Here is a 15,902-nt window from a genome sequence, read left to right on the forward strand (position 1 = left end):
TCGGTCGGTACACAAGGTGGTGGAAAACGTGACGCAGGCCACTGGCGTGGACCCCGGTCCGGTGGAGACGATGTTCGCCGCGGACCAGGCTTCGCGGAGTCTCGGCATCGAGCTGGTGCACCACGGCGAAGGGACCGCCGTGGTGCGGATGACCGTGACGCCGGCGATGGTCAACGGGCACCGGATCGCCCACGGCGGCTATCTCTTCCTGCTCGCCGACACCGCGTTCGCCTGCGCCTGCAACAGCCACGGCCCCGTGACGGTCGCCGCCGCGGCCGACATCGACTTCATCGCCCCGGCCCACGAGGGCGACGTCCTCGAGGCGACCGCCCGCGAACGCACCCGGTACGGCCGCAGCGGGATCTACGACGTGAGCGTCCGGCGTATCGACGACAGCCCGCGCGAAGCGCGGGCTGTCGAGGGTGGTGGCGGGCGACGGGCGGTCGGCGAAGTGATCGCGGAGTTCCGCGGACGCAGCCGCAGCCTGCGGAGCGAGAAGACGAAGGAGTCGCAATGAGCAGCGAACTGACGGCCCCGGTGGAACAGGGGCTCCGGCTGGGGCAGCCCCTCCCGGACGCGCTGCTGGACAGTGGAGAGCGCCTGACCCGCGAGCAGCTTCGCGAACTGCAGCTCAGCCGGCTCCAGGCGACCCTGCGGCACGCCTACGACAACGTCGAGCAGTACCGCAGGAAGTTCGACGAGGCCGGAGTGAAGCCCGAGGACTGCCGCTCCCTCGAGGACCTGGCCCGCTTCCCCTTCACCACCAAGGCCGATCTGCGCGACACCTACCCCTTCGGCATGTTCGCCGTCCCCATGTCCGAGGTCCGGCGCGTCCACGCCTCCAGCGGCACCACCGGCCGCCCCACCGTCGTGGGCTACACCGAGAACGACCTGTCGATGTGGGCCGACGCCGTCGCCCGCTCCATCCGCGCCGCCGGCGGCCGGCCGGGCCACAAGGTCCACATCTCCTACGGCTACGGCCTGTTCACCGGCGGCCTCGGCGCGCACTACGGTGCCGAACGGGCCGGATGCACCGTGATCCCCGCCTCGGGCGGCATGACCGCGCGCCAGGTGCAGATCATCCGGGACTTCCAGCCCGAGATCATCATGGTCACGCCCTCCTACATGCTCACCCTGCTCGACGAGTTCGAGCGGCAGGGCATCGACCCGCGCACCAGCTCCCTGAAGGTCGGCATCTTCGGCGCCGAACCCTGGACGGAGGCCATGCGCCGCGAGATCGAGGAGCGCATGGACATCCACGCCGTCGACATCTACGGCCTGTCCGAGGTCATGGGCCCGGGCGTGGCGCAGGAGTGCGTGGAGACCAAGGACGGCCTGCACGTCTGGGAGGACTACTTCTACCCCGAGGTCGTCGACCCGCTCACCGGCGAGGTCCTGCCCGAGGGGGAGAGCGGCGAGCTGGTCTTCACCTCGCTGGCCAAGGAAGCCCTGCCGATCATCCGCTACCGCACCCGTGACCTCACACGCCTGCTGCCCGGCACCGCACGGCCCGCCTTCCGCCGCATGGAGAAGATCACCGGCCGCAGCGACGACATGATCATCCTGCGCGGTGTGAACGTCTTCCCCAGCCAGATCGAGGAAGTGGTCCTGGGCGTGCCGGGCGTCGCCCCGCACTTCCAGATCCAGCTGACCCAGCGCGGCCGCATGGACCACATGACGGTCCACATCGAGGCCCGCCCCGGCGCCGGCCCGGACCAGCGCGAGGCAGCCGCCAAGGCCATCACCAAGGGCGTGAAGGACTCGGTCGGCGTCAGCATCGAGGTCTGCGTGGTCGAGCCGGAGACCCTGGAGCGCTCCGTCGGCAAGATTCGCCGGGTCAGGGATCTGCGCCAGGGATGACGGCCGCTTCACGGGGTTTTCTTACCGGGATTTTCATAGGCCCGCCTATATAGGCGCGTGATACTGGGGGCCGTGGAGGGAACGCACCGGGAGAACGACCCGCAGACAACCGCCCATGCCCTGGCCGAGGTGGCTTCCGCCGTGATCAGGGCCGTGACGGACCGGCGCGGCATGAGCTTCACCGCCGCCTCGACCCTGGCCCGCCTGGAGCGCGAGGGCCCGGCCCGGCTCACCGCGCTCGCGGCGGCGGAGGGCGTCACCCAGCCGTCGATGACCCAGCTGGTGCAGCGTCTGGAACGCCAGGGTCTGGTGGCGCGCGTCGGTGACCCCGGCGACGGGCGGGTCACCCTCGTCGCCGTCACGGACGCCGGCCGCGACGTACTCACCGAGCGCAGGCGGGCGCGCGACGCCCGCCTGGCGGAGTTGCTGGCCGGCCTGCCCGTGGAGCAGCAACGGGAACTGGGAGCGGCGATGCGGACCGCCCTGCCGCTCGTGCGACGCGTGCTCGAGGACGACGCGCAGCCGCGTCCACCGGCCGCGCAGCACAGCACCGGGGGCACGCGATGACCACCGGGCAGCACGGCCGCACACCGGGCGGCGCCGCCGCCGGGCACCGCGAGCGCAGGACCTGGATCGGCGTGGACCACCCGCGCTACAAGTGGGTCGCACTGACCAACACCACGCTGGGCATGCTGCTCGCCACCATCAACAGCTCGATCGTGCTGATCTCGCTCCCCGGCATCTTCACCGGGATCCGGCTCGACCCGCTCCAGCCCGCCAACGTCAGCTACCTGCTGTGGATCCTGATGGGCTACATGCTGGTCACCGCGGTGCTGGTGGTCGCCCTCGGCCGGCTCGGCGACATGCTGGGCCGGGTCCGCATCTACAACGCCGGCTTCCTGATCTTCACGCTCACCTCCGTCATCCTCTCCCTCGACCCCTTCCACGGCGCGGGCGGCGCCCTGTGGCTGATCGGCTGGCGCATCGCCCAGGCGGTCGGCGGCTCGATGCTGATGGCCAACTCCGCGGCCATCCTCACCGACGCCTTCCCCGCACGGCAGCGCGGCATGGCCCTCGGCGTGAACATGGTGGCCGGCATCGCCGGGTCGTTCATCGGCCTGGTGCTGGGCGGGTTCCTCGTGACGTGGAACTGGCGCTCCGTCTTCTGGGTCAACGTACCCATCGGCCTGGCCGGCACCGTGTGGGCGTACAGGTCACTGCGCGAGACCGGCGTCCGTACGCCGGGACGCATGGACTGGTGGGGCAACATCACCTTCGCGGCCGGTCTGACGGCGCTGCTCGCCGGGATCACCTACGGTATCCAGCCCTACGGCGGCCACACCATGGGCTGGACCAACCCCTGGGTCCTGGCCGGACTGATCGGCGGCGCGGTGATGCTCGCGGTCTTCTGCCTCGTCGAGCTGAAGGTCCCCGAGCCGATGTTCCCGCTGCGCCTGTTCCGCGACGCGGCCTTCGCGGGCGGCAACGCGGCCACCCTCCTGGGCGCCATCGCCCGGGGCGGACTGCAGTTCATGCTCATCATCTGGCTGCAGGGCATCTGGCTGCCCCTGCACGGCTACGACTACGCGGACACCCCGCTGTGGGCCGGCATCTACATGCTGCCGCTGACCATCGGTTTCCTGCTGGCCGGCCCTGTCGCCGGCGTGCTGTCCGACAAGTTCGGTGCGCACCTGTTCGCCGCGGCCGGCTTCGTGGTGATGGCCGTGTCGTTCGCCGGACTGCTCGTCCTGCCCGGCGACTTCTCGTACGGGATCTTCGCGGCGCTGATCCTCCTCAACGGTCTCGGCGGCGGTCTGTTCGCCGCCCCGAACACCGCGATCATCATGTCGAGCGTGCCCGCCGACGCCCGCGGCGCGGCCTCCGGCATGCGCGCCACCTTCCAGAACGCCGGCATGGTGCTGTCCATGGGCGTCTTCTTCTCGCTCATGGTGGCCGGGCTCTCCGGCACCCTGCCGCACACCCTGACCTCCGGCCTGACCGCCCAGGGCGTCCCGGCCGGGGCCGCGCACACCGTCGCCGTACTGCCACCGGTGGGCGTCCTGTTCGCCGCCTTCCTGGGCTACAACCCGATCCAGCACCTGCTGGGCCCGACGATCCTCGCCCCCCTCTCCCCGTCCGCGCAGGCCCACCTGACCGGGCGCGAGTTCTTCCCCCACCTCGTCGCGCAGCCGTTCCACGACGGCCTCGTCGTGGTCTTCTCCCTGGCCATCGCCATGTCCCTGGCCGCCGCGGCCGCCTCACTGGTCCGCGGACGCGACGGCAGGACGCCCACGGCGCCCGCCGCCGAGCCCTCCGCGCGGCCGGCCGTCGCCGTCCGCGCACCGGCCCCGCACCCGGGCGGTGCGTGCGGCCGGGCCGACGTGCGCCGCGGGGACGGTGACCGCCGGCAGCAGCACAACGGCACATAGCCGCCGACGAGCCGCCGTCGTCCTTTCCGCAACCCTTTCCTGCGCGGGCCGGAGGATCACCGCCGGCCCGCGCTCTCGCGCCCATGCCCTGAGCGGGAAAACGCGCAGTGGGTCCACTGCGTTTATTTCGGCCATGCCAGGCAGGGCGAGCCCGACCTGCCTGATCGTTGACATTCCTCATGAGTCATGAAAGGTGAGGACCATGGACTTTCGTCAACTCGAGTACTTCAAGGCCGTCGTCGAAGCGGGTTCCGTTTCACAGGCCGCCAAGAATCTCAACATGACACAGCCGCCGGTGAGCCACGCCGTCGCGAAACTGGAACGGGAGTTGGGGGTGCGTCTCCTGGAGCGGACAGCGAAAGGCGTCAATCCCACCAAGGCCGGGCTGTACCTTCTGTCCAAGGGCGAGCGCCTGGTGGCCGACCGGAACCGAGCCGTCGAGACGCTGAAGCTGATGGGCGAGGGCGCGGTCGGAGATCTGCACGTCGGCGTGGAGCCCATGGTCATCAACGAAATCATCGCCGACGTCCTGGCGGAGTTCCTCGAACAGGTTCCCAGCGCGCATGTGAGCCTGGCCGACGTCACTCCCGATGTCATTGTTCAGGGAATTCAGAGCGGTGGATTGGACATGGGTTGTGTCCCGTTCGCCCCCGCGCAGTTCGCCGGGTTCGTCGCGGACATCTGCGACTGGTCTCCCATTATCGAGATCGACATCAAGCTTGCCGTGCCGAAATATCGCGCGAAGGAACATCACCCTGACGGCAAAGGGTGGGGCCGCTGGATTCTCCCATCCCCGATTCCCGCTTTCTCGGGCATGCCCGACGCTGCGGAGAAAGCCTTGGCGGCCGACGAATCCTTCGAAGTCCTCGAGGTCTCCACGCCACAGACCGCACTCGCTTTCGTCGCCGCGGGACTGGGCGTCGCCCCCGTGACCGAGCGCATGGCCGGCAAGAGCGATGCGGTCGCCCTCCTCGATCCTCCGCGATGGCTCAGGCCCATGCAGGCAACGCTCCTGTGGAAGCGCGGGGCCGAGATCACCCCATTGATGGAGCGGTGGCTGCAAGCGACTCGAATCGTCGCCGAGCATCGCCGCGCGCTCGGACGGTGAGCAGAGCCATACACAAAACTTTATGCCCCTCCATTGTGCCCTGTATGGAAAGGGAGGGGGAAGTCAAGTGAACAGTTCCATGAACTGCGATGAATTCCGTGTGACGTGCATCACATTCGGGTGCGCGTCCGCTGGCGCCGGTATCCGCCTCAACGTTCAAAACACCTGTTCAGAGGCGGTTTCCGGGTCGTGCTCCGGTTGACGGGCCGGCCGTCGACCGGAGCCGAGCGCCGTTGATTTCCTCCCGCCTCTCTTCCCCTGCGTCATACGGCCGTGCCAGTCTTCCCGGCAATTCGAAGGCGTGGGCAGCTTCGGATCGAAGAGGGAAAACCTCGTGCGATCGCTGCTTTCGTATGGGCTGCACGAACCGAGGGCTCGACCCGGTTCTGCGCACGATGAAGAAGGGGCCTCGGTCAATGACGACGGGAAACGCGAATCAGTCGGCACACAAGCCTGCCGGCCGTGATCACCTCCCTTTTACCGGAGATGAATATCTCGAGAGCCTCAACGACGGCCGCGAGGTCTGGATCTACGGGGAGCGGGTGGAGAACATCGCCGAACACCCCGCCTTCCGTAACTCCGCCCGCATGATCGCGCGCATGTACGACGCCCTGCACGATCCGGCGCGCAAGGACATCCTCACCGCGCCCACGGAGTGGGGAGGCTTCACCCACCGCTTCTACCAGGCGCCGAAGAGCGTCGAGGAGCAGGTGGCCTCCCGCGACGCCATCGCCGAGTGGCAGAGGATCGCCTGGGGCTGGATGGGCCGCTCCCCCGACTACAAGGGCTGTTTCCTCGGCACCCTCGGCGCCAACGCCGAGTTCTACCGCGGGTTCGAGGACAACGCGCGCGCCTGGTACCGCAAGGCCCAGGAGAAGACGTGGTACATCAACCACGCCATCATGAACCCCCCGGTCGACCGCGGTCTCGGTGCGGACGCGGGCAAGGACGTGTTCATCCGGGTCACCAAGGAGACCGACGCCGGCTTCTACGTCACGGGTGCCAAGGTGGTGGCCACCGGATCGGCCCTGACGCACTACACCTTCGTCGGTCACGTGGGCCAGGTCGCCGTGCAGGACCCGGCCTTCTCGCCGGTGTTCATCACGCCCACCAACGCTCCCGGCGTGAAGCTGATCTGCCGTACCTCCAACGAGTACCGCGCGGCGGTGCTGGGCAGCCCGTTCGACTACCCGCTGTCGAGCCGCCTGGACGAGAACGACGCGATCCTGGTCCTGGACAACGTGTTCGTCCCCTGGGAGAACGCGTTCATCTACAACGACCTGGAGCAGGCCAACAAGTACAACATCCACTCGGGCTATCTGGAGCGCGCCTCGCTGCACGGCTGCACCCGGTTCGCCGTCAAGATGGACTTCCTGGTCGGCATGCTGTCCCGCGCCCTCGACGTCACCGGAGCAGGCCAGTTCCACGGTGTCATGTCCCAGCTCGGCGAGGTCATCGCCTGGCGCAACACGTTCTGGGCGCTGTCGGACGCGATGGCCAAGAGCGCGGTGCCGTGGAAGGGCGGCATGATCCAGCCCGACCCGCAGTTCGCCGGCGCCTACCGCGTGATGAACCAGCTGGCCATGCCGAAGATCAAGAACATCATCGAGCAGGTCGTGGCCAGCGGCCTGATCTACCTCAACTCCCACGCGAACGACTTCAAGACCCCCGAGATCCGCGGCTACCTGGACACCTACCTGCGCGGTACGGGAGGCATCGACGCCGAGGAGCGCGTCAAGGTCATGAAGATGCTCTGGGACTCCATCGGCACCGAGTTCGGAGCCCGCCACGAGCTGTACGAGATCAACTACATCGGCAGCAACGACGTGACGCGTCAGACCAACCTGTTCGGCGCCCGGGGCAGCGGCCTCCTCGACTACTGCAGGGACTTCGCGCAGAGCGCCATGGACGAGTACGACCTGGACGGCTGGACCGTGCCGGACCTGAAGGGTCCGGACGACGTCAGCATCCTCAAGGCCTGACCGTCCGCGGCTCCCGGCCGAGCGGGAGCCCAGGCTCATCCGGCGGCGATGGTTCCCTGTTCGCCGCCGCGCTCCCATCCACCACAGGAGGACCCGTGGCTACGGCAATCGATGCCGCCCAAGTCACCTACGAGGCACCGGATCTCGAGGTGATGGAGAAGTTCCTGACCGCGTTCGGCATGGTGAAGGCCGAGGGCAGCGACGACCGGACCCTGTACATGCGGGGAACGGGCACTCAGCATCACATCCATGTGACCCGCAAGGCCGGCAAGCAGCGCTTCATCGGGGCTTCGATCGAGGTCGCCGCCTACGACGACCTCGTCGAGCTCGCCGCGAAGCCGGGGTCCTCCCCGGTCCGGGAGTCGACGGAGCCCGGCGGCGGCCACGAGGTCTCGATGACCATGCCCGACGGCATCGAGATCCGGGCGATCTGGGGCCGGCGGAAGGCCGAGCCGATCCCGGACCGGGAACCTTTCGTGATGAACAACATCCGCGACAAGAACCGGGTGAACGCCTCCGTCCGCCAGTCCGTCGCGCCGTGCACCATCGCACGCCTGGGGCACTTCGTGCTCCATGTGAAGGACCACGACGCGTCGATGGCCTGGCTGGGCGAGCGCTTCAACTTCCTGCCCTCGGACCACTTCGTCCCGCCGGGCGAGGAGGGCCCCGTCGTCGGCACCTTCGTCCGGCTGGACCTGGGCGAGCAGCTGGTGGACCACCACTTCATGCTCGTCCTGCAGTCGGACTGGGCGGGCATCCACCACAGCGCGTTCGAGGTCACCGACATGGACGCGGTCATGTCGTCGCACGACTACCTCATCCAGCAGGGGTACGACCTCGACGTCGGAGTCGGCCGCCACCTGCTCGGCAGCCAGATCTTCGACTACTGGAAGGACCCCTTCGGCTTCCGCATCGAGCATTACACCGACGGCGACGTCGTTGACCACAACCACCGGCCGACCAAGTTCAACGGCACGGCCAGCGACACCACCCAGTGGGGGAACCGCCCGCCCCTGGAGTTCTTCCAGTGACCGGCGCAGCGAGCACGGACCTCGCCGAACCGCTGCCGGAGACGGTCCGCGCACAGCTGGTACGGGCGGGTTCGGCCACCGTGGCCAACATGCTGCTCCGGCGCGGCCTGCGGAACGTGATCATGAACGGCGTGCGGTCGCTGGCAGCCGACCAGCAGCCGCTGGTGGGCACGGCCTACACCCTGCGGTTCATCCCCGCACGCGAAGATCTCGACACCCTCGCGAACTACTCGAGCAGCGAGAACCTGCACCGGCGGGCGATGGAGGAGTGCCCGCCCGGCGCGGTGCTCGTGATCGACGCGTTCGGCTGCACGGCCGCCGCGTCCATGGGCGACATGATGGCGGCGCGGCTGAAGCAGCGCGGTGTGTCGGGCGTGGTCACCGACGGCGGCTACCGGGACTCGGCGGCCATCAGGGAGACCGGCCTGCCGTGCTACCAGCGGGACAACGCGCCCAGGGCGACCCCCATCGCCCTGCACCCGGTCGCGCTCGACGAACCCGTCGGCTGCGGCGGAGTGGCGGTCTACCCGGGCGACGTGGTGCTGGGCGACAGCGACGGCGTCGCGGTCATCCCCCGGGAACTGGCCGCGGACATCGCCGCGGAGGCCGCCGACGCCGCCGCGTACGAGGAATTCGCGGCTCTTGAGATCCAGCGCGGCCGGTCCCTCTTCGGGCTCTTTCCCGCCACGCCCCAAAGCCGCCAGGAATACGACACGTGGGTGGCCGCCGGCCGCCCCGGACGGGAGTGAACGATGAACATCGACCCCGCGACCATGAAGTCGCTCGAGGTCCTGATCCATGCCGCGGACCTCAAGGACGAGGACTGGATCGACTACCCCGACTACGGGTTCCGGCAGTACTTCCTCTACAAGAACCCGGACACCGGCGCCAGCATCGCCCTGCTCGAGTACGAGAAGGGCGGCACCATCCCGACCAAGCACACGCACGCCTCGAACCAGTTCATGTACTGCCTCGAGGGCGACTACGAGTACACCGACTCCGGCCTCCGGCTGCGCCCCGGCTCCTTCTACATGAACCCGAAGGACCACCCGCACGGCCCGACCCTGGCGCACGAGCGCAGCGTGCTGATCGAGATCTACGACGGCCCGCACTACTACGAGAAGCCCGAATACCACACGGACGAGACGATCGGGGACTTCCTTGCCAAGGAGTGAGGCACCGGCCCGTCCGACGTATTCCTGCCGAGCCCGCGACGTTGAGGGAAAGCGATGATGAGCGAAACCACGAAGACTCTGTTCGACACCGATGAGGTGCTCGCCGAATTCGGCCTGGACCAGGTGCACTCCGGCACCTACGCGGACTCGCTCGGCTGGGGAACCGTCGAGGGCCGGCCGGTCATCGAGGCGCAGTGTCCCGCCGACGGTGAGGTCGTGGGCCGGATCGCGGCCTCGGACGGAGCGGACTACGAGACGCTCGTGGCCGCCGCCGTCGAGACCCAGAAGAGGTGGCGGATGGTACCGCCGCCGCGACGTGGTGAGTTCGTGCGCCGGATCGGCCAGTTGATCGAGGAGAACCTGGAGAGCCTGGCCGCGATCGTCTCGCTGGACACCGGCAAGTCGACGATGGAGGCCAAGGGCGAGCTCCGCGAGGCGGTCGACATGTCGACGCTGGCCGCCGGCCAGGCGCGGATGATGTACGGCTTCACCCAGCAGTCCCAGCGTGTCGAGCACCGCATGTACGACCAGTGGCTGCCGCTGGGCGTCGTCGGGCTGATCAGCGCGTACAACTTCCCGGCCGCCGTCTGGGCGCAGAACGGGTTCCTTTCCGCGATCGCCGGCAACACGGTGATCTGGAAGCCGAGCCCGAAGGTGCCGCTGACCGCGATCGCCGTGCAGAAGCTGGTCAACAAGGCGGCGGCGGAGATGGGGTGTGAAGGCGTCTTCTCCCTCTTCATCCCCGACGACAACGCCGTCGCCGAGAAGATGGTCTCCGACACCCGTGTCGCCATGATCTCGTTCACCGGTTCCACGACCGTGGGCAGGAAGGTCGCCGAGATCGTCGGCTCCACACTCGGCCGCCGCTACCAGCTGGAGTGCTCGGGCAACAACGGCTGCATCGTCGACGAGACCGCCGACCTGGAACTCGCCGCCAAGGCGCTGACGTTCGGCGTGGTCGGCACGACCGGCCAGCGCTGCACGAGCACCCGCCGCATCATCGCCCACGCGAGCATCGCGGACGAGCTGGTCGAGCTGCTGAAGAAGGCCTTCGACCAGATCACCGTCGGCGACCCACGCGGCCCGGACACCGTGGTCGGCCCGCTGATCGACCAGCGCGCGGTGGAGGATTACCAGAAGGTCCTCGCCGGTGCCGAACGCGAGGGCGCCACCGTGGTGTACGGCGGCAACGTGATCGACCGCCCGGGTCTGTACGTCGAGCCGGCCATCGTCACGGGCGTCGAACCGCACTTCGAGATCGCCCAGGCGGAGACCTTCGTGCCGATCGTCTCCGTGCTGACCTACGAGGATCTCGAGGAGGCCATCGAGATCCACAACGGCGTCGCCCAGGGCCTCGCCTCGGGCATGCACAGCACGAACCTGACCCACATCGAAACGTTTCTGTCGGCCCGGGGCAGTGACTGCGGAATCGTGCGCATCAACATGGGCACGACGGGCGCCGACGTCGGTTCCGCCTTCGGCGGCGAGAAGGAGACCGGCGGTGGTCGTACAGCCGGTTCGGACGCCTGGAAGGGATTCATGCGCCGCCAGAGCGTGTGCGTGAACTGGGGCGGAACGTCCGCGTGGGACAACCGCATCGACCTCTGAGGACAACAGTGATGAAGAAGCAGCGTATCTACTCCGACGCCGTGCGGGAGCCGGCGGACAAGATGTGGTCGAACTGCCTGAGGATCGGCGACCTGATCATGGTCTCCGGAATGACGGCGCGCGGACAGGACCGGGAGACCGTCCTGGGCGACACCATGTACGAGCAGGCCGAGGTGATCTTCCAGAAGATCAAGGACCTGGTCGAAGCGGCCGGCGGGGTCATGGACGACGTCGTCAAGATGACCATCTACGTCACGAACATGAGTGACAACTCCGAGGTGTGGAAGGCCCGTCAGAAGTTCTTCTCCGGTGACTTCCCCGCCTGCACGCTGGTCGAGGTCTCCGCCCTCGCCAAGCCCGAGATTCTCCTCGAAATCGAGGCCATCGCCGTAGCGGGCTGCAGCGCGGACTGACCTCTCGCGGCGACATCGGGCGGGTCCAGCCCATGGAAATTCCGCCGCAGGCGCCACATTTCTCACAAGGACGGGAACCACCGTGTCTTCACACACCAGGAATCTCAGACCTGCTGATTCATCACTGGCGGCTGCGGCGGAAGACCATGCCCTGGTCAGCGTGCCGATGGCAGAGCGCAGGAGCGGCTACCAACTCGCCCTCAGCCCGGTCAGCGTCGCCACCGCCCTCGTCATCTTCGCCATCGCCGGCTTCACCGTCGTGCTCGCCGGCTTCACCGTGGGCCTGACCGTCGGTGTCCTCGTCGCGGCCTTCGCGGTGGGCCTCGGCAAGGCCCTGGGGCGGATGGCCTTCGAAACCGGCATGTCGAGCACCATCACCTCCCGGTTCTTCGGATTCGGCTTCAAGGGCTCGGCGATCGGCTCGGTCGTCTTCGCGTTCATGATCCTCGGCTTCCTCGCCGTCGAGTCCGCCCTCCTCTACCAGGGCACGCTGTTGATGTTCGACCTGCCCGATTCGTGGGGATGGCGCATTCTGATCTACGGCTGCATGACGCTGCTGTGGATCGGGCTCGCCATCTTCGGCCTCAAACTCGCCCTGCGCGCCACCGGCGCCCTGATCGTCGTCACCCTGCTCGTCACGATCTACATGATCGTCGACATCTATGTGATCCAGGGCGCCAGCCCGATGGACGTGTTCACCTATGCGGGAGTCGTCCCCGGGGGCCTGTGGCCGCGGTTCGAGGCCGCGGTCTCGGTCATGGGCGCTACGGCGGGAACCATCGCCCTGGTCACGACGGACTTCGCGCGCTACTGCCGCACGCGGCGTGACGTGACGGTCCTGGCCGTGGCCGGCCCGATCACCCAGAACATCGTCATGACCGTCCTGGGCTCCCTCGTCGTGATCGGCGGCATGCCCCAGGTCATCGGCTACCTGATGGCCCACAACAAGGGCATGGGCCCGGAGGCGGCCGCCGTCGCGGGCAACGCGTTCGTCATGCAGAACACGGGCGCCTTCTTCGTCATCTTCGCGGGCTGGGCGGGCTTCGTCACCATCTACGCGGCCCAGGCCAAGGCCCAGGCGATCAACGCCTACTCCGGATCGCTCTCGCTGGTCAACCTGGTCGACTCCCTCACCGGCAGGAAGCCGGGCCGGGCGGCGATGGTGGTCGTCGGCAACATCATCGCGCTGCTGATGATCGCCGCCGGAATCCTGGAGAAGTTCACCCAGTACCTGGCCTACCTGGGCGCCACGACGCTCGGCATGTGCGGCGTGATGATCGCTGACTACTACCTGGTGCGCCGAGCGCGGTCCGACAGCGCCACCCACCGGGTCGAGAAGTGGAACTGGGCCGGAGTCGCCACGCTGGTCCTGTCCGCCGCGGTCGGCGTGATCCTGATGGCCACCGACGTCTTCGCCCTCGGCTTCCTGGTGTCCTTCGTCCTGGCGGTCGCCGTCTACCCGGTGCTGCGGAACTGGCTGCCCGAAGGCACCGGCACCTCCTTCGTCACGAGCGAGGAAGCAGTCGAAGAAGCCCACTGACCTGCCCCGGGCCGGCAGGTACGCCCGACGCGACGCACCTGCCGGCCCTGCCCCCCTGGCCATCGGACAGGGGTCCGACCCACGACTCATCCAGGAAGGTTCGGGATGACCGACATCATGTGGGACTCCGAGATCTATGAGAAAGCCGCCGACGCCAAGACCCTCGCGTCGAGCGCGGCGATCCCATCGCTCGCCGATCCCCGTCAGCTTCGCAACACTCTGGGAAACTTCGCCACCGGCGTCGTCGTGCTCACCTATCAGTCCGGCGACAGCTACTACGGGGTCACCGTGAACTCCTTCACCTCGGTGTCCCTGGATCCGCCCCTGGTCCTGGTCTCCATGCAGCGGACCTCGCGAGCGCTGACCTACCTGCTCGAGCGGCCCTTCGCGGTCAACGTGCTCGGGGACAACCAGCTCGCCACCGCACTACACTTCGCGGGCAAGCCGCAGGACGCCCACCTCGTCGAGTGGGTCGGTGACGACATCGCGCCGCGGATCAACGGTTCGCTGGCGTACTTCCAGTGCACGCCGTGGGCGGGGTACGACGGCGGCGACCACGTCCTGGTCCTCGGGCGCGTGATGTCCTACGGACAGCAGGACGACACCCAGCCCCTGCTCTTCTACCGGGGCCAGTGGAGCGCCCTGGCCCAGGAGGCCGGTGACGCGGACGGCGGCGCGCAGTCGGAGAGGAGCCGGTCGTGACGGACCGTACACAGGTGACCGAGGACATCTCCAGGTTGCTGAAGGAACTGGACGAGATCTACCCGCTGTTGCAGCGCGAGGCCGCGGACAGCGAGCGCCTGCGGCGTCCGACGCCGGTGGTGCAGGACGTACTCCGCGCCAGCGGCATCCTCAGGCTGATGGTGCCGGCCGAGCTCGGCGGCATGGCGGCCTCTCCCTTGCAGATCCTGCAGGTGATGGAGAAGCTGTCGCACGCCGACTCCTCGTTGGGGTGGCTGGTGCGCGCCGTGGCGAGCGAGACGACGACCGCGGCGACGTATCTGAGCGACGAGGCGGTGGCCGAGCTCTTCACCGAGGGCGCGCTTCCGCTGGTGGCGGGGCAGTCCACCGCGTTCACCGGTCAGGCCGTACGGGACGGCGGCGGCTACCGGGTGAGCGGGGTCTGGCAGTTCGCCCCCGGGGTGTCCATGGCCACGCACATCAATCTCGCGGTGACCGTCCAGGAGACGGGTGAGCGGCTGGTCTGCCTGGTTCCCCGCCCGGCGCTGCGGATCAGCGACAACTGGGACATGCTCGGGTTGCGCGCGACCGCGAGCCTCGACTACCGGGCCGAGGACCTGCTGGTGGACGACGCCTTCGTCTTCCGTATCGGTCCGGAGCACGTCCGGCGGGGCCGATCCGTGTACAGCCCTGCCCTGATGGCCGGTCTGCACCAGGCGGCCTGGTCGCAGGGCGTCGGACGCCGCATGCTGGACGAGCTGCGGGAGCTGACGCAGCGCAAGGACCCCGCGGGGGGATCCCCGGTCACCAGCGCCGAGTTCTTCGCGGAGTACGCACGGCACTTCTCGCACGTGCGGGGCACCATGGCACTGCTGCGCGAGACCTGGCGGGACAACGAGTCGACGCTCGCGGCCCGGGCCCAACTGGACGACGAGCAGGAGACGATGTCGCGGCTCGCGTGCAGCCTCGCCTCCCGGACCGCGCTGGAGATCAGCCAGCTCGTGCACCGTTTCGCGGGTGCGCAGGTCATGCGGGACGGCACGTTGCAGCGCTTCTTCCGCGACAGCCACGCCGGCAGCCAGCACCGGGGCTCCTCGCACATCGTGACGCAGAAGTGCGGCCGGATGCTGTCGGGCACGCTGCCCGCCGGGTCGCACTGGGGATTCTTCGACCTGGTCGTGCCCGAGCAGGCCGCCGTCGGCACCTGACGGCACGCTGATTCGGCGCGAACGGGACCACAGGAGAGAAGAGACATGAGACTGGCAACTGTACGCACCGGCGGCGGGACGGTCGCCGCCCGCCTGGACGGGGAGGTGCTCACCGAGATACCCGGATACGGCGACGTCGGTTCCCTGCTGGCGCAGGAGAACTGGCGGGAGATCGCCGGCAACGCCACCGGGCGGGAGCGCCGCATGGGCGAGGCCGGGCTGCACACGCTCGTGCCGAACCCGTCGAAGGTGCTGTGCACCGGCCTCAACTACACCAGCCACATCCAGGAGATGGGCAGGGACCTTCCCGCGTACCCCACCCTCTTCGCGAAGTTCGCCGACTCCTTGACCGGCCCCACCGATCCGGTGGAGGCCGTGGCGGAGGATCCCGAGATGGACTGGGAAGGCGAACTCGCCGTCGTCGTCGGACGCACCGCGTACCGAGTGGGCGAGGACGAGGCGGAGGAGTGCATCGCCGGTTTCACGGTGGCGAACGACATCTCGATGCGCGGCTGGCAGTACCGCTCGACGGAGTGGCTGCAGGGCAAGATCTGGGCGCGTTCCACCCCCGTGGGTCCGGTCATGGCCGCATCCGACGACTTCGATCCCGCGACCGCGGTGCTGCGTACCACGGTCAACGGCGTCCCCGTCCAGGAGCACCGGATCGCCGACCTGCTGTTCACGCCCGCTCACCTGGTCGCCTACGTGTCCACCATGCTGCCGCTGCGTCCCGGGGACCTGATCCTCACCGGCACGCCCGGGGGAGTGGGCAGGGCCCGCACGCCGCAGCAGTACCTGAAGGCCGGGGACCGGGTCGAGGTGACCATCGACGGGATCGGCACCGTGTCCACGCCGATCGTCTGAGGT

At 68.4% G+C, this 15,902-nt stretch carries 15 protein-coding genes; all 15 read left to right on the forward strand.

Annotated elements, in window-relative coordinates; genetic code table 11:
- Positions 1-28: 28 nt before the first annotated feature.
- The 15 genes from paaI (at position 29) to C1I97_RS00705 (ending at position 15,899) form a co-directional block, all read left to right on the forward strand.
- On the forward strand, positions 29-517 hold the full coding sequence (paaI, locus tag C1I97_RS00635; RefSeq protein ID WP_258382352.1) for a hydroxyphenylacetyl-CoA thioesterase PaaI: 489 nt from the start codon (positions 29-31) through the stop codon (positions 515-517).
- Complete coding sequence (gene paaK / locus C1I97_RS00640; protein WP_111001239.1) at positions 514-1,860, forward strand: phenylacetate--CoA ligase PaaK; 1,347 nt, start codon at positions 514-516, stop codon at positions 1,858-1,860. Before paaI ends, paaK begins: the two co-directional genes overlap by 4 nt.
- Before the next feature lie 72 nt (positions 1,861-1,932).
- Positions 1,933-2,427 (forward strand): MarR family winged helix-turn-helix transcriptional regulator, encoded by a 495-nt coding sequence (locus C1I97_RS00645; protein ID WP_258382353.1) that lies wholly within the window; start codon positions 1,933-1,935, stop codon positions 2,425-2,427.
- Positions 2,424-4,289, forward strand: coding sequence for an MFS transporter (locus C1I97_RS00650; protein WP_111001240.1), 1,866 nt, complete (start codon positions 2,424-2,426; stop codon positions 4,287-4,289). Before C1I97_RS00645 ends, C1I97_RS00650 begins: the two co-directional genes overlap by 4 nt.
- A gap of 202 nt (positions 4,290-4,491) precedes the next feature.
- Complete coding sequence (locus tag C1I97_RS00655; protein ID WP_111001269.1) at positions 4,492-5,397, forward strand: LysR family transcriptional regulator; 906 nt, start codon at positions 4,492-4,494, stop codon at positions 5,395-5,397.
- 416 nt (positions 5,398-5,813) lie between these two features.
- Positions 5,814-7,379: a 4-hydroxyphenylacetate 3-hydroxylase N-terminal domain-containing protein gene (locus C1I97_RS00660; RefSeq protein ID WP_111001241.1), complete on the forward strand. Its 1,566-nt coding sequence runs from the start codon at positions 5,814-5,816 to the stop codon at positions 7,377-7,379.
- A gap of 95 nt (positions 7,380-7,474) precedes the next feature.
- Positions 7,475-8,410: a VOC family protein gene (locus C1I97_RS00665; RefSeq protein ID WP_258382354.1), complete on the forward strand. Its 936-nt coding sequence runs from the start codon at positions 7,475-7,477 to the stop codon at positions 8,408-8,410.
- Positions 8,407-9,159, forward strand: coding sequence for a dimethylmenaquinone methyltransferase (locus C1I97_RS00670; RefSeq protein WP_111001242.1), 753 nt, complete (start codon positions 8,407-8,409; stop codon positions 9,157-9,159). The genes C1I97_RS00665 and C1I97_RS00670 overlap by 4 nt, the downstream gene beginning before the upstream one ends.
- Positions 9,160-9,162: 3 nt before the next feature.
- Positions 9,163-9,585 (forward strand): cupin domain-containing protein, encoded by a 423-nt coding sequence (locus C1I97_RS00675; RefSeq protein WP_111001243.1) that lies wholly within the window; start codon positions 9,163-9,165, stop codon positions 9,583-9,585.
- A 57-nt stretch (positions 9,586-9,642) separates the two neighbouring features.
- Positions 9,643-11,193: an aldehyde dehydrogenase family protein gene (locus tag C1I97_RS00680; protein ID WP_258382355.1), complete on the forward strand. Its 1,551-nt coding sequence runs from the start codon at positions 9,643-9,645 to the stop codon at positions 11,191-11,193.
- Positions 11,194-11,204: 11 nt separating this feature from the next.
- A complete protein-coding gene (locus tag C1I97_RS00685) occupies positions 11,205-11,606 on the forward strand; it encodes a RidA family protein (RefSeq protein WP_111001245.1) in 402 nt (133 codons plus the stop codon).
- 166 nt (positions 11,607-11,772) lie between these two features.
- Positions 11,773-13,146: a purine-cytosine permease family protein gene (locus tag C1I97_RS00690; RefSeq protein WP_258382358.1), complete on the forward strand. Its 1,374-nt coding sequence runs from the start codon at positions 11,773-11,775 to the stop codon at positions 13,144-13,146.
- Positions 13,147-13,251: 105 nt separating this feature from the next.
- Complete coding sequence (locus C1I97_RS00695; RefSeq protein WP_111001247.1) at positions 13,252-13,848, forward strand: flavin reductase family protein; 597 nt, start codon at positions 13,252-13,254, stop codon at positions 13,846-13,848.
- Positions 13,845-15,035: an acyl-CoA dehydrogenase family protein gene (locus C1I97_RS00700; protein WP_111001248.1), complete on the forward strand. Its 1,191-nt coding sequence runs from the start codon at positions 13,845-13,847 to the stop codon at positions 15,033-15,035. Before C1I97_RS00695 ends, C1I97_RS00700 begins: the two co-directional genes overlap by 4 nt.
- Positions 15,036-15,080: 45 nt before the next feature.
- The gene (locus C1I97_RS00705) at positions 15,081-15,899 is read left to right on the forward strand and encodes a fumarylacetoacetate hydrolase family protein (protein ID WP_111001249.1); all 819 of its coding nucleotides are present in this window, start codon (positions 15,081-15,083) and stop codon (positions 15,897-15,899) included.
- The last annotated feature ends 3 nt before the right edge of the window (positions 15,900-15,902 follow it).

The organism is Streptomyces sp. NTH33 (genome assembly GCF_003236365.1).
GTDB lineage: Bacteria > Actinomycetota > Actinomycetes > Streptomycetales > Streptomycetaceae > Streptomyces.